Raw genomic sequence first — 16339 nt, 5'->3', positions numbered from 1 at the left:
GTCAGCGTCCGGCCATCGGCCTGGATCGCCTGCGCCCACGCCGCCGGCGACATCAGCAGCGGCAGGCTCGCCATGCCCGCCAAAGTGCAGAAAGAGGGCGCAAGCGCCGCCGATAGCGTGCGCAAGCCAGGCAGACTGGAAGTGGAGCGCGTCGGTTTCATTGCCGGATCCTTTTCGATCACCAAAGAAACCAATGTGCGCGTGTAGGACAAACTCTTACTTGATCTTGCGCAAAGTCACGGGATGCGACGCATCACGGCCCGATCGTCGGCGAACCGGCAACGGACGACGCGCTGAACCGTGCCGGAAAACGGCCGGACAGCTTCAACTCAAGAATCTGTTCCAGAATGGGTTTTCATCAATCTCCCGCCAGCGCAAAAGCGGGTCGCCGAGCACGCACTACCCGACGGGCCGGGCATGCCACGCAGTCGTGGGTAGTGCCCGGCGCCGTCAGAACACTTGGGCGACGACCTGCACGTGCACGTAGTAGCCACGCGGCTCCTGCGGGCGGTCGCGGATCGGCAGCCCGAGCGTCACCCGGGCCGAAATGTTCTGATTGATGTTCGCGTTCAGACCCCAGCCGTAGCTCGCCATCGTGTCGCTGCCGCGCGTCGACTCCGGCGGACGGAAGGGCTCCACCGCGCCGTAGTCGAGAAACAGGAAGCCGCTGGTCCTGATCGGTGCAACCGGCGCCTGCGGCAGCGGGTGGTGCAGTTCCACCGACGCGATCAGCCCTTTGTCGCCGCTGAACAGACCCGTCTGGTAACCCCGCACACTGCCCTCGCCGCCGATCAGGAACTGTTCGCTCGAGGTCAGGTTCTCGTCACGCGTGTACTGGAAGGCCACCGTGTTGTGCACCGACCAGCCGTCGCCGAATTCCTGCACGCGGCGCACCGAGCCACGCCAGATCTTGAATGAGGTCGACACCACATCGTCGATCGGGTCCGCATCCCCCGCCGAGTAGGTCAGCGATCCGGTCCAGATCCGGTCGCTTTCCCACCACTGCGCATCCACGCCCGCCGACACGTCGTCGATATCGGTCGACTGGAACTTGCGTCCTTCGATCCAGCTTTCCGTCTTGCGCTTCTTCGCCCCGCCCAGCACATCGAGCTGGTAGTTCTTCCCGATCAGCAGCGGATGGCGCAGCAGCGCGGTCCATGCCGTCGATTCACCGCGGATGCGCAGCGGCGCGAACGGGCCGTTCCTGATCCGCGTGTGGTCTTCGAACCACGACAGCGTGAGCCGCGTGCCCAGCTTGCCCAGTGGAATGCTGTATGACAGTGCGCGGCCTTCGTGCCCCCCCGTCTCCGCGCCGATCAGCGACGCACTCAACGCGTCCCGGAAGCCGAACAGGCTGCGGTTCTGGTAGAACACGCCGGCCCGATACACCCCGGTCGCGTAGCTGCCGCTGGTGTCGGCGAAGACGCGCATTTCGTGCTTCGGCGGCTCCACCGCCGTCAGCGCCACATCAGTTTCGCCGAACTTCGCGCCCGGCTTCAGTTCGGCGCGCAACTGCACGTCCTGGCTGCGGTTGAAGCGCATCATGCTGCGCTCAAGTGCGCTGACGTCCGCCAGTTCGCCCTTCGTCTGGCCGAGCCGCGACAGGATGAAGCTGTCGGCAGTGCTCGCGTTCCCTTCGAGCAGAATGTCACCCACACGCCCTTCGACCAGTTTGATCGTCACATTGCCGTCGGCCACTTCCTGCGCCGGCAGCACCGCCTGTGCGGTCGGGATGCCGCGCTCGCGATACAGGGTGTTGATGCGCTCGACGACTTCGACCACCTCGGCCAGCGTGACTTCGCGTCCTTCGACCGTCGCCGCCAGCCCGCGCAGCGTCTCTTCCGACAGCAGTTCCGACTTCGTGAAGTCGATGCGCTTGAGCAGAAAGCTCGACGTCACCGCCGGCTTTCTGGCCGGCGCAGGCTTGAGCCCTTCGCGGTCGATCGACGGCTCCGACTCCGGCCGGCGTTCGCGTTCTTCGCGCAGACGCCGCTCGAGTTCCAGCGAGCGCTGCTGGATGCTGCCCGGGTCGGCCGCCGGCGGCAGTTGCGGGGCCACTTGCGCCTGCGCCGGCACCGCAGTGCCCAGGGCGCACGCCAGTGCTGCCACGGCCAGTGGCGTCCTGCGGACCTGCCTGCTGAACAACCTGTGTGCGCGCCTCACTGTGCGGTCTCCTTCGGGGTTTCGCCGGTTGCATTCTGCGCCTCGTCCTCGGCCTTGCGGCGGGCTTCCGCTTCCTCTTCCGTCTCTTCCTCGCCCGAATTCACGGCCGGGATGTCCAGCGGGATGTTGATCGCGATCTGCGACAGCGCCGGCACCACATTCACCGCCTGCGGACGCGTCGGATTCGGCACCCGACCTTCGATCGCGTTGCGCGACTCCTCCCGCCCGCTGTTGTCCGGGTCCGTCTCATTGACCACTTCGTGCAGCGGGCTACGCGTCAGCGCGGTCTCGTCGGTCACCAGACGGAAGCGCTCCAGGCGCAGCGCGAACTGCCTGTCCGGCGCATGAAGCTGGATGTCTGCCGGCTGGATCACCGTCGTCGCGTTGTCCATATACACGGTGCTCTGCGGGTTGATAAAGCGTGCCTGATTGTCGATCCGACCGTCCAGCACCTCCAGCCAGCCGCGTTCCGTTTCGATCCGCGCGTCCTGCGAATACAGCCGCTCGAAGCGCGTGCCGATCGGGCTGTCGAACGTCAGATCGACCCAGCGCGCCATGCCGCCCTGCGGACCGGTCACGTTCATCAGCAGCGGGCCCGTCGTGCCGGTGTGAATGACCCGGGCGGTGATCGATTCGGTGCTGAAGCTCATCTTCGATTTGACGCTGAGCGTACCCAGGTCGATGTCGCCCTTGCCGGAAATGTCCAGCGTGTCGCCGGTCAGCCGCTTCACGCTGACGCGGCCGTTGATGGCCTGCAGCTTGACGCCCTGCCCTGCGGTGACGGCATCCATGATGATGTCCTGTTCGGCGATCACCGTCGCATTGCCGGCTTCCGCCGTCGTCTCCAGCACGGTGACGCTGTTGCCGGACAGCAGGTCGAGATTGCCGCGCGCGGTGTAGGCACTGTTGCCACTGATGGTGCCGCCGGCCTTGACCGCCAGATCGCCGTCGGTCTCGACGGTGCCGAGCGCGACATCGTCCTTCTCGTCGATCTGCAGGCCGCCGGCGGTCGACATCGCATCGATCATCGCGATGTCGGTTTCCAGTGCATCGGCCACCGGCAGCGGTGTGCCGTTGTTCCATGTGGCGCTGCCGATGCCGTCGGTCGCTTCGAGCACGACACCGGCGCCCGGCGTGGCGGCGACCAGATCGTAGGTGCCGATGTCGCCGCCGTCGTGGATGCCGCCGCCGGCGACGATGCGCAGTGCCTGGGCGGTGGCGTTGTTGGTCGCCTCGATGCGGCCGACGACGACGTCGCCGGTGGTCGCGATGTCGATGCGGCCATCGCGGGCGCGCAGCGTCGCCCCGTCGGCCATGATGTAGCGCGCGGCCGACAGGTCGATGTTGCCCACCGCTGCCACGGTCTGCGCCGACTGCATCACGTCACCGGCGGCATCGAGCATCAGCTTGCCGCCCGCGTCGATGACGCCGATGTTCAGGTCGCCGGGCGAACGCAGCGTGACGTCGCCGGCGCTGGACCGCGCACTGCGCACGTCGAGCGCACCATCGACGGCGCGCACATGAATGCCGTCGGCGGCCTCCAGCTCGACCCAGCCGTCGGGCGAAGCGCCCAGATCGAGCGCGTCCAGCTCGCTGCCGCCGGTGCCACCGATGGTGGTGCCGGCATACAGACTGAGATAGCGCGCCTGGATGTCGCGCTGCAGGTCCGACGACACTTCGACCAGCGCACCCGCCGAGCGGATGCGGGCCAGGCCCGGGGTGTAGATCTGGTCGATGCGCAGGTCGCCGACCAGACTGGACAGGAAAAGGTCGCCGCCGGCGCGCGCCGTGACGGTCGCGTTGTTGGTCACCTGCACGATCAGCGCCAGCGTGTCCTGACCCAGGTCGCCGCTGCCGGCTTCCAACGTCACATTGCGCGACTGAACGGCCGCCTGCCCGGTCGTCGCGGCGCTCAGCAGCGCGCCGGCGGTCTTCAGGCGCACATCGGCCGGCGTCGAGATCGACACCACCCGCACATCCTCCTCCGAGCCGAGGTAGATGCTGTCGGTCGCCGTTGCGGTGATCGTGCCGTTGTTCTGCGCGGTGAAATCGACGTCGTCCTTGCGCAGGATGGTGATGGTTTTCGCATCGGTGTCGATGCGCACGTCGGCCCGCTCGGCCGCGATCAGCGCAAGTTGCTGGTCTTCCGTCCACGCCGTCGGGTTGGTGCCGATGACCAGCGCAGCGCTTTCCTTGCCGATGCCTCGCGCGGCGATCAGCTGGATGTTGTCGCCGATGACGTTGGCCTCTTCGATCAGCACTTCGGTGTCCGACGTGTCCTTGAACAGACCGGCTGCGATGCGGTTGGTGACCTCGGCTTCGGTCCAGGCGCCGCCGTCGCTCAGCGCACTGGCGCGCGTGGCGTCCTGCGTGGCAACGTTGTAGCTGAAGTTCTTGTTGAAGCTCGCTGCATCACCGGTGCCGAATTCCGCCGCCGCCTGGTGGAAAAAGGCGGTGCGCTGGTTCTGGTAGGCGGCGATTTCCGCGTCGCCCCAGCCATTGGCGGTACGCAGCGCCTGCGCGGTCTGCGCATCGAGCACGAAGGTGTAGCCGGCGTCGTAGGCGGCGGCGGTGAAGCCGGTCGATACGCCGCTGGCGTCGAAGTTCTCCTTCAGACCGCGCATCTGCCAGTACTGCAGGTAATCCTGCTCCTTCTGGTCGTTGTACGCCTTGAGCGTGTTGTCGACGCTCTGGTTCGCGCCGGCCGACGCGGTCAGCCGCGCACGCTGTGCCACCTGGAGCAGCTGCGCACGTGTTTCGACATCGACCTGCTGTGCTTCATTGACGTCGAGTATCGAGCCATTGACCGACTCGAGCCGCACATCGCCGCCATTGGCCGAGATGGACAGCAGCCGCATGTCGCCGTCCGTTTCGGTCAGCCCCGTATCACCGGCCGCACGTGTCTCGATCCAGCCGGTCGATGAGCGCACATCGATCTCGAGCGGATCGGCAAGGCTGCCGATGCCCGCGTTCTCCGATGCGAGCCGCACGAAACCGCCCACGACGTTGTTCGCCGCGCCATTGGCGTCGACCAGATTGGCGTCCGCCTTCAGGTCGACCAGGCTGCCATTGCCGCCGGTGACATTGACGAGGCGCATGTCGCCCTTGGTTTCCCACAGCGCCACGCCACCGGTGGCGCTCGCGGTCAATGCCCCCGTGCCCTGCAGGTCAAGCTTGATGTGGTTGCTGCCGGCCAGGGCCGGGCCGCCGATCGAGCCGTTGGTCGCCGTCATCGTCAGGTTGCCGGCGATGATCTGGGCGACGTCACCCGCCACGATGCCGGTGCCGGACAGCGACGTGTTTCCGGTGAGATTGCGTACAGCGCCCTGCAGTGCCAGCGCGCCATTGCTGCTGACGTTCAGCAGACCGGTGTCATGGCCGATGAACTGGATGTTGATCGCCTTCGATGCATTCAGGCTGTGAACATAGTAGTTGCGCTCGGTCCACTCCCATTCCTTGCGCGACACGTACGTTTTCGAGAAGCACAGGTCACCGGCGCAGTCGGAACCGTAGCTGTCGACGACCCACAGCGAGTCAACACCCCTGGTCGCGACACCGCTTCGCGTCTTGGTGAAGTCCATGATGTAGTCGGCGGTGCGGTTGTCCTGCGCCAGCCAGTCACCGCTGATGCGTTCGGTTCGCGTGGTCGTGGTGTCACCGCCGGACCGGCCGCCCGGATCCCTCGACAGCGCGTCCAGAAACTCGGCATCGAACAGCAGGCTCTTCGAATAGGTTTCCCATTTGAAGACGTCATAGGTTTCGGCATTGATCCACTTGAAGCGGCGCTCCGCGCGCGGGTTGTACGTCGCGAGCCTGCCGGAGGAATCGCCGAGTACCGTGACCGTCGGGCGGAGTCCGTCAGACGAGGCATTCGTCTGCGTGTAGGTCACCTGACCGTTCAGCCGCGTGATCACGGTTTCGAGCGGCAGGCCGTTCAGCTTGGTGCTCGTGTCTATGATCTTGATCGTACCGGCCGCGGCCGAACCGGTATCGAGCCGGTTCAGCGCAAGATTTGCACCCGAGGTGTTGCTGACTTCGATCCGCCCGTAGCCGTCGCGCACCTTCAGCTGGCCGTTGCCGGTGCTGAAGATGTCGCCGTAGAACTGCATGTAGCCGCCCTCGACCTGGATCGAGCCCAGCTCGAGGGTGTTGCTGGCGCTGTCCCAGCGCACCTTGGGCCTGAACACATCGGCCAGCGTGCTGCCGGCCGACGGCAGTTCGAGCGCGACCCAGCCACCGTTCGCCGCCTTCGCCTGATTCAGCACGGTCGTATTGATCGTCAGGTTGTAATCGGTCAGCCCGCTCTGGATCAGACCGTTGATGTTCAGCTTCTCGCCGCTGATGAACACGTTGTTGCCGGCGATGGTGCTGCCGTCGGCGGTCAGCCCGGCATTGGCAACCGAGTACGCCTTGTAGTTGTTGTACCAGGGGGTGGTCGAGAAGGCACTGGTGGCGACACCGAATTCCGACTTTGCGATCGCCTCGTACTGCTGCTGGTAGCCGCTGACGAAATTGCCGGCGCTGTTGATGTAGCCGGCGACGACGTCGTACAGCGATGGGTCGCCCGCGAGGTGGCTGAAGCCGAGCGAGAACGTCTTGATGAAATCGCCCTTCGTCGCAATGTCTATGGTCTGGGCGACGACATTCGACGCCACCAGCACGGAGCCGGTGCTTTCGATCTTGACGATGCCGCGTGCGTTGGACAGATCGCCATCGACATGGATTTCCGGCTTCAGCGCATTCAGGTTGACCGGATCTTCATAGGTGTTCTTCAGCAGTATCTTCGGATCGGGCGAATTGGTGCGATCGACCACATTGCCGGCGGCGAAGCTCGCCGCCTGACCGTACTGGTTGCGGGCATTGATTTCGGCCGTTGAACTCACCCGCACGCCGTTCAGCGTGACCAGGCCACCGGCCTCGCCGGGGATGCACAGCGCGGCCATGCAATCGAGCGCTGCGACACCCGGCTTGATGCGAACGAACTGGTTTCCGTTGTTGATCACTTCGATGATCGAATCACCCGGTGCGATCAGTTCAGCCGACGCGGCGCCCGTGAGCCAGTCGCCGGTGATGCTGATGTTGCCGGTGTAGGCGGCAGCCGGGTCGATATCGACGAAACTCACGGTCGCCCCGACACCCAGCTGGGTCTGACGCGCCTGCAGTATCTGGATATCGTTCAGGAAACCGTTGGCGACATCCGGATTGTCATTGATGTACTCGTTGTACAGCAGTTGCAGCGCGTCGATCCGGCTCTGGATTTCCCGCTGCAGCGACACATTGTTGCGCCGGCTGAAGCTCATGTTTTCGGACTGGCGCACCACCTGTCCATTGGCGCCGAACTCCAGATACTGGTGGTGGCGCGTGCCCGCAAACACCGTGCCATTGACGTTGACGCCGGAACGCGAATCGGTGAATTGCGAGCCACCCTTGATGTCGAGGCTGATGTCGTCGTCGAAAATCTTGCCGAGCGCTTCCAGCGCCTCGCGGTACAGGTCGGTCCCGCTGCCGTAGCCGCGCGTCGTGTGACTGCCTTCGCCCGCCTTCAGGTCGATGTCCTTGACCGAAGCGACGGCCGCACGCGCGATCTGCTGTTCGCGGATGCCGGTGATGCCGGTCAGGTCGGCGCTGTAGGCGGCGATGTTGATGCGGTTGTCCTGACGTATTTCACCGTGCGCGTCCGGCACGCTGTTGATCGGGATGACCGTCTTGTTCCACAGCCGGGTTTCGGCGTCGGCGACCAGATTGTTGTTGTGCCCGGCCAGGAGGCGGATGTTTTCTTCCGACTCCAGACGCGCACCGTTCAGATGGATGTCGTTGCTGGTGATCAGGCGCGACAGCGATTCACCGGACGGTGCACCCGCCAGACCGTAGGTCTTGCTCTGTGCCTCGGTATCGACAATGGCTTCGGTGCGCGCATCGAGCACGATGTCGCCGTCGCTCTGCACCAGAGTGCCGGCACCGACCGTGATGTCGGCGTCGTTCTTGTCGGCCATGATGTAAGACTCGGTGTGCGCAATCGCGATCGCGCCGCCGGTGTCGAGCAGCACTGCGTCGTACACATCGACATCGTTCTTTGCACCGATGCGTATCGCACCGGCGTTGAGACCGGCCACCCGCGCATCGATGAAGGCATTGCTGCCGATCAGCACATCGGTGTCGTTGCGTATCGTCGAGTAGCTGGCGCCGGATGCGCCCGACAGGATGCCGCCGGACGCCGCCTGCACCGTCCAGTCGGCACCGGCCGAACCCTTGATGACACGTGTTTCGGCGTCGATGTCGACCGTCTGCGCATTCTCGATGCGGGTGCCGTTCAGCAGTTCGACCTTGGTCGTGTTGTCCACCGTGTTGGTGACCCAGGCGCCCGAGTAGCCAGCGACCGAGGCCGACGTGCTGTCGGCGGTGCCCTGGAAGTCGGTGGTGTGCTTGGCGTCGATGTCTACGGTGGCCGCACGCAGCGTGCCCGCGACCTGCGTCGTGGTGGTCGCGTCGGCGTCATTGACCACGCTGGCCGCCAGCAGCACGCCGAGGCCGCCGGCCCCCGATTCGGATTCGGCATCCAGCGTGTCGCTGCTTTCGCTGCGTATGACGATGCTGCCGGCGTTGATCGTGCCTGCGCCGATCAGCGCTTCGGTCGTGCTGTCCACCGTCGTTTCCGCGCTGTTGCCACCGGCTGCGATGAAGCCGATCGCGATACCGCTCACCTCGCTCAGACTGCTCACCGACGATTGCGCCAGTGTGTTGAACACGCCGTTGCCGAGCTTGATGTCGTGACCGGCACCCATCTGGACACGCGTGATCGATTCGACCGTGGCGATGGCTTCGGTCGCGGTTGCGCCCAGCAGCAGACCACCGCCGGCGGCAAGCGCGTCGGCGCTTGCCGTTTCGCGCCCGGAGCGCGGCAGGGTTTGCGCCTTCAGCGTGAGGTTTCCGGCCGTCACGTCGAAGTCGGTGCCGATGGTGACGAGCGCATCGGTATCGACGGTGGCTTCGGCCAGCGATACGCCGATCGACAGCCCGGCCGACACGGCGATGCCGACGGTGATCGCTTCCGCAACCGGGTCGCTGTCGGCGCGGATCTGCGTCAGGCCGCCGACAGTCGTCACCTTCACGTCGTTGCCGACAGTTGCCCGGGCGGCTGATTCGTCGCTCACATTGGCATCGGCGCCCGCACCGGCCACGATGCCGCCTGCGGCCGCTTCCACCTCGCCCTTCGAAGTCGTGCGCGACTGTCCGTACACGTCGAGCGACTCGGCGGTGATCTCGGCGCCGTTCAGCAGTTGTGCTTCGGCGGAACTGGTTTCATCGACGTAGGCGATCGCGGCACCGATACCGACGACACCCAGGGCGGCCGCCCCGCCTTCGGCATCGAGGTTGTGATCGACCTTTGCATTGACCGTCACGCTGCCGGTGCTCGCCGTCACGATGCCACCCAGACTGGCCGTCGCGGTCGAGGACTTTTCGTGCCACGCGAAGCTGGCAGCGAGCCCGGCCAGACCGGCACCGCCGGCGTAGGTGCGCAACTTGGAAACGTCCGGCTGATCATCGGTCGCCCGCACGGTCACGTCACCGCTTGCCGTGGTCGAGCCGGCCAGACTGGCCACCGTGCGATCTTCGACCATCGAAATCGCGATGCCGCCGCCCAGCGACACGCCACCGGAAATGGCCGCACCGATCGCCGTGGCGTCGGTGTCGCTGCGCGTGTGTGCCAGCACGTCGACGTTGCCACCGGCATTGAGCGTGGCGCCGCTGGCCACGATGGCGGCGGCGGACGTATTGCTCGGTGTCGCGTTGAAGTCGGATGAGGCGTTGATGCCCGCGCGCGCCGCATTCGCGCGCGCTGCCGACGCGTCGGCCGCATCGGTGTCGCTGTCGATCTGGTTGCCGGTGGCGCTGCGCGACGCCAGTTCGGTCGCCTTGCTGACCGATCCGGTAGTGTTGTCGCTGGCGTCGCCATCCGGCCGGGTGCCGATGGAAATGACCGATACCGCGCCGGCGATGCCGGCACTCAGCCCTCCCGCCGCAGCGGCGGTGGTTGACTCGATATCGCGCACGCTGTCGGCGGTGACGGAAATGTCGCCGTCGGCAGTGATCTGCGCGCCGGTCGCCACCGTGGCCGACGAACCGCTGCGTACCAGCACGACATCGACCGCTGCACCGACGCCGGCACCGCCGATGCCCACGCCCAGACTGCCCACGCCGCTCTCGACCTTGATGAGGTCGTCCGCTTCGATGAATACATCCTGCGCATCGGTACCGCCGAATGCGGTGTCCGAATTGATCTGTACACCGGTGCCGACCTGCGCGTCGGTCGTGCCCTTGGCCAGTACGACGTTGATGGTGCCCGCCACCCCGACGCCGCCGGCCGCCGCCGCCGTAGCGGCGAGCACTTCCTGATCGAAGCCGGAATCGGCGCGGATGGTCGTCGCACCGTCGGCATCGAGCCGGCTGGTGCCGCTGACGCGGGCCAGCGTGGCCTGCTCGACGACCGTCACCGCGGCCGTGATGCCGACACCGGCCACGCCACTGACGGCGAGCGCACCCGCATCGATGTCGACTTCGGTGTCGGACGTTGCCTCGATCTTGATCGAGCCCTGCGATTCGAGATCGCTGCTGTTGACCAGCGCCTGCGTCGTGCCATCGACCAGCAGCACACCGATGGTGCCAGCCAGACCGGCATAGGTTCCGCCGCCGACGGCGAGGATGACCTGTTCGAACTTGCTGGTCGAACCGGCATCGACGGTCACCGCCTTGTTCGCCTGCAGCGTCGCGGTGTCCACCTTCGCCGTTGTCACATGCGACACCACGGCCGTGTCGGCGGCACCGCCGATGCCGGCGTCACCGCCGATCGCCGCGCCACCGGTGGCGGAGCCGATCTGGTCGTGGTGATAGGCCGCGACGCGCGCTTCCTGATCGCTGGTGCCCAGACTGGCGTTGAGCGTGGCCCCGTTGGTGACCTGGGCCGTCGTGCTGCCGCCCATCATCGCGATGCCCACCGTCGCGGCGACGCCGGCGTTGCCGCCGCCCGCTGCGCTGAGCGCGATGTTCTCGACCATCGCAGTGGAAGACGCGACCACGCTGACGCCCTTCACGGTGTCTTTCATCTGACGGCCGGACAGGGGTTGCTGCGACGGCAGCAGATTATTGTTGTAGGCGGTAAGCGAACCGTTGTCGACCAACTCCGCCGGACTATTGCCCAGACCGGTGACCGACGTATTCGCGCCGCTGATTTCGGCCGTCGTCGTCGACTGGATGTCATTGAACGCGATGCCGCCGGCTGCGCCGATGCTGCCGCCGAACGCCACGCTGCCGGCGCGCGACTTGATGAAATCATCGGCCTCCGCGGTGACCACCGCATTGCCGGTCGCATTGACGATCGCACCGTCGTCGATGCGCGCGGTCGTGCCGCCGCCGGCGTTATTCAGGGCGATCGAGCCGGCGAAGCCGGCGGTGCCTGCCGCCGAGCCGGCGATCGCCCACACGTCGAGCGTGCCCTGACGTTCGGCGTCGACACGCACATTGGCGCCATCGGCACTGCCGCCCGACAGTTCGGCACGCACTTCGCCACCGATCGAGTTGTACGAACCGGCGGCACCCACCGCTGCCGTGCCGGCACCACTCGCCGCGCCGGAAATCGACAGGATGTCCGACTCGTCGCGCGCCTTGATCGTGATGTCGCCGCTGGCGTCGAGATCGGAGCCCGAGGCGTGAGCCACGGTGCTGTTGCTGATCGTGTTGATGCCGAGCGAACCGGTCACGGCCACCTTGGCCGAGCCGCCGCCGCCCGCGGCGACCGCCTCGATCTCGGCGTTTTCGGTGGCTTCGAGGCGGATGCTCGTGCCATCGACATCCGAGTTGGTCACCAGTGCTTCGGTGGTGTTGTCGATCACGTTGTAGGCGACGCCGACGCCGACCGCCGCGCCACCCAGCGACAGCGCCGCGCTGCCGGCGATCGACAGCATGCCGGAGGTGTCGCGTGCCGTGACGATGACGGCGTTGTTGTCCGCCTGTGCCTTCGAACCGACGATGCTGGCGCTGACCGTGTTGTCCGTTTCGACCGACGAGAACGATCCGGAGACCGCCACCTTGTCCGCCACGCCACCGGCCACCGCCGTGGCATCGATCCGCGTGTCGGCGGCTGCATCCACCTTCAGTTCGCCATTCGTCGTGCGTACGTCGGCGCCGCCTTCGATGGTCGCCTTCACCGAGTTGCCGACCTCGCTCCAGGCGACCGATGCGCCGATGCCGGCATTGCCGCTGGTCGCACCGATGGCGCCGGCCAGCGCGAAGATTTCCGAGTCGTCCTTCGCCAGCACGGCGATGCCGCTGGCGGCGTCCATGCCGAGCGCGGTCTTCTTGCCGCGGATGCGTGCCTCGGTCGTGTTGGTGATGGTGTTGACCGCCACCGCGCCGGAACCGGCCAGCGGCCCCTTGCTCAGGCCGAGCGAGGCCGAGATGGTGTCGATGTCGTTGTCGGTCTGCGCGTCCAGCGTGATGCTGCCGCCCGCCTGCAGATCGGAGTCATCGACATACACGAGGGTGTCGTTGTCGAGCTTGTTCCACGCGAACGACAGGCCGATGCCGGCCTTGCCGCCGAAAGCGATGGCGCCCGCCACCGACTGGATGCCGGAGAAATCGCTCGCGTTGATGAACGCGTTGCTCACGCCGCTCAGCGACGAGCGCGCGATGTAGGCGTGCGTGGTGTTGCTGATTTCGTTGACCGACACCGAACCGGCCACCCCCGCCTTGCCCTTGGCACCGGCCAGACTGGCCGACAGCGTCTTGATATTGCCATCGACGTCGGCGTCCAGCGTCAGCGTGCCGTTCTGGGTGACGATCGCGTCGGCGATGTAGGCGCTGGTGGTGCCGGCAAGCGTGTTCTGCGCGTACGAGCCGGCGATGCTGTTGCCATCCTGCTGGGTCGAAATCGTCACTGCGCCGGACAACGCATTGATATCCAGCGTGTTGTCCGCGGTGACCGACACGTTGTCGGCCTGCTGGATCTCGACGCCGCTGGAAATGTAGGCCAGCGTGTCGGCTTCGATGTCGTTGACCGACGCGTCACCCGATACCGCGATGCCGAACTTGCCCTTGCCTGTGCCCGACGCCGCGCCGCCACCCGACGAGCCGGAGCCGGCCGAACCGCCGCTCGACGACCCCGAACCGGCCACCGCCGCACTCGAGCTGCCATCCTGGGTTTCGCCCGCGCCGGCCGGCACGTCGGTCTGCGACTTGCTGCTGGTGGCGACCGCGCCGGCCAGCGAGTAGGCGCTGATTTCAGTGTCGGCGGTAGCGGCCAGCGTCAGGTTGTCACCCACCTTGATGAGGCCGGTGGCCGGTGTCAGATCGAGGAGGGGATCGCGGTTGCCGATGAAGGCGCGCACGTCGGCGTCCAGCGTGTTCAGCGACACCGACAGCCCGATGCCGACCGGCCCCTTGGTGACGACGATGCCGCCGGCCACCGAAATTGTCCGGATTTCGCTGTCCGCTTCGATGGTCAGGTTCTTGCCCGCGTCGACCTTCGCCTTGTCGTCGATGTAGGCGATGGTGTCGGTGCGCACCGTATTCATCGACAGCGCGCCTTCGATGCCGACCTGGTCGGAACTGCCGCCCGCCTCGGTAACCGTGACCATCTGGTTGTTGCTTTCGGCCTTGACCTCGACGTCCTGCTCGGCCCGCACGTCGGCGCCGTCGCGGATGCCCGCCACCGCCTCGCCGCTGATGTCCAGCACATTGGCCGAGCCGCCGAGCGCAGCCTTGCCGCCGCTGCTGCCGAGGAATTTCTTCGACAGGATGCCGACCGCATTCACCGTATTGACATCGTTCTTCGCGTACACGGTCACCGACTGCGCAGCCAGATCGAGCGCCGGATCCACCGCGTTGTCGTAGATCGTATTGAGTTTCGCGCCTTCGCCGACCCAGGCGTTCGAGTTGTTCTCGAGCGTAAACACGGTGACCGCCGCGGCGAGGCCGAGGCCGCTCTTGCCGCTGGCCGAATTCAGCGCGAACGTCGTCAGCACGAGGTCGAGCAGATTGCCCTGCAGATGATTCAGGATGACGGCCGGCGAGCTCCAGTCGATCTGCCACGGATACGGAATGTGGGTCTGCGCATCAACCCGGATCGCGCCGCGGGCATCGACCTCGGCCAGATCGCCGATCCAGGCATCGCTGTTGTTCAGGAAATTGGCAATCACCACCGAGCCGCCGATGGCGGTGCCGGTCGAGGTGGCCTTGGCATCTGCGCTGGCGCTCGGGCGGTCGTTGATCAGGGACACCACATCGACCTTGCCCTGCGCCTTCACGCTGGCACCGGCTGCAATGCTGGCGCTCGCATTGTTTTCCGAGTCAGTGTAGGACACGGCACCGGCGGCATTGAACTTGCCCTCCTTGATGCCGGGGAACATGAAGTCGGTGATCTTGCTGGCCGTACCGGAGCTGACCAGACCGGTGGCGCCCAGTATCGAACTGCCGACATTGCGCTGGATGCCGGCGGTGAAATTCGTCATCTTCGCCGACAGCGTGTTCGGGTTGCCCAGCGTCGCCGCTTCGGCGGCACTGCTGTTCTTGGCGATGTCGGTTGTCGCGTCGACCTTCACGTCGCCGTTGGTGGTCGTGACGTCGCCGCCCAGCGTGGCCGTGGTGTTCGTGGTCGAGGTGGTCACCGCGACGGAAATGCCCAGTCCGCTGCCGCCGGTGTTCGATGCGATCGCGCCGGCCGAAATGTCGGCCTTGGTGTTCGCTTCGACCGCGACCGACCCGGCCGTGGTCGTCGTGTCGTCGCCGACGACGGCGCTGGTGGTGGCATTGTTGGACGCGCGCACGAAGGTCGCGTCGATGGGCTTGTTGGTCGAATTGACGCTGGCGGTCACGTTCAGTTCGGTGTCGGTCACGGCCTTGACCGATGTCGCGTTGCCGCTGACCAGCTTCGTCGTGCCTTGAACCCTGGTTTCGGCGATCGCCGTGGATTCACCCCATGCCACTGAAAAGACGATCAACCCGGCAAACGTGGGCTTGGCGGCCGACGTGGCGGACGAGGACAGCGTCAGCGTGTCGGTCGCCGTCAGTTCGGTCGCGCCATCGACGGTGACGCGCGCAGTGGATTCCGACAGCGACACCAGCGGGATGCTGGAAAAATCGAACAGCTGATCGTTCAGCAGCTGCACCTCGCCGCTGTCTTCGGCCGGCAGCCAGCTCTGGTCGGCCAGTCGCAGCGCGTTGCCGAGCACGTTGAAGGTGAGCGAGGTGTCCGACGTTGCCGAGACATCGACCTTGCGGCCGCTGATCACGCTGGCGACACCGCTGTCGTCGCCGATGATCACATCGGCGGTGGCGATCTTTTCGAAGCCTGCGCGGGCGCCGGCATGCGCCTTGATGGTCACGTCGCCGGTGCCGCTGATCAGCGAGCCCTTGATTTCGGTCAGCGCGGTGGCGTCGGTGGTGATGGCGAGGTATTCGCCGCCGGGACCGTCGGAAATGTCATCCATTTCCGAATCGAGATAGGTCTGCGCCTGTTCGACGGTGATGTTGGGGACGGTTTCGAGCAGTTGCGTGATGAGCGAGGTATCGGCCACCGACGACAGGGTGATGGTCGCGCCGCGTATCGTCGAACCCTGCACCTTGATGCCCGCATCGGCCGAACGTACCGCGCCGACGGCATTGATGTCGGTCGCCAGCAATTCCACGTCGCCGGCAGCAAAGCCGTTGTTCGCGTTCGCCAGCAGCTGCGTGCCGTTCTTCAGTTCAATCTGCTTCGACACCAGGCTGATCTTGCCTGACGCCCCGCTCGAGTCGCCGCCCAGGTGGTTGGCACGCGACGCGGCGCCATCGACCTTGCGCGACGACAGGAACACGTTGTCCAGCACGATGCGGTCGTCAGCGCGCAATTCCAGCAGCGCGCCCTGCGAGTACATGTCGAAGCCGGAACCGGTCCACAGCAGTTCCTCGGGATCGATCAGGATGTGACCTGCCTGGCCGCCGGTGCCGGCGGCCGCGCGCAGCGCGCCGCCGCTGATCGACACCGTCTTTTTCGCCGAAAACTCGACGAAGCCGCCATCACCGCTCGCCCCGGCACTCGCGTCCATCACCGCGCCGCTGCGCAATTCCGCGTTGCGCTCGGCCATCGAATACACGCGCCCGCCGTCCGAATCCGCGCCATCGCCCGCCGCCGTTACCATCGCAT

The 16339-nt window shown here is 66.0% G+C and carries 3 protein-coding genes; 1 reads left to right on the top strand and 2 read right to left on the bottom strand.

From position 1 onward, the window contains the following. A partial coding sequence (locus ACTIFF_RS17645) for a hypothetical protein (RefSeq protein WP_439538015.1) occupies window positions 1-207 on the top strand: 207 nt, incomplete at its 5' end. A 243-nt stretch (window positions 208-450) separates the two neighbouring features. Here ACTIFF_RS17645 and ACTIFF_RS17640 read toward each other — a convergent pair. Continuing rightward, window positions 451-2109, bottom strand: a complete 1659-nt coding sequence (locus ACTIFF_RS17640; protein ID WP_439538014.1) for a ShlB/FhaC/HecB family hemolysin secretion/activation protein — start codon at window positions 2107-2109, stop codon at window positions 451-453. A gap of 50 nt (window positions 2110-2159) precedes the next feature. Then, window positions 2160-16280, bottom strand: coding sequence for a hypothetical protein (locus ACTIFF_RS17635; protein ID WP_439538016.1), 14121 nt, complete (start codon window positions 16278-16280; stop codon window positions 2160-2162). Window positions 16281-16339: the final 59 nt, after the last annotated feature.

Source organism: Methyloversatilis sp., assembly GCF_051861465.1.
Lineage (GTDB): Bacteria > Pseudomonadota > Gammaproteobacteria > Burkholderiales > Rhodocyclaceae > Methyloversatilis.
The sequence above is the reverse complement of the archived record's forward strand: the minus strand, read 5'-3'. Positions and strand labels throughout refer to the sequence as shown.

Excerpts from the sequence above, each read along its gene's own strand:
- ACTIFF_RS17635 (WP_439538016.1), bottom strand. The coding sequence starts at position 16,280 with ATGGCCGAGCGCAACGCGGAATTGCGCAGCGGCGCGGTGATGGACGCG.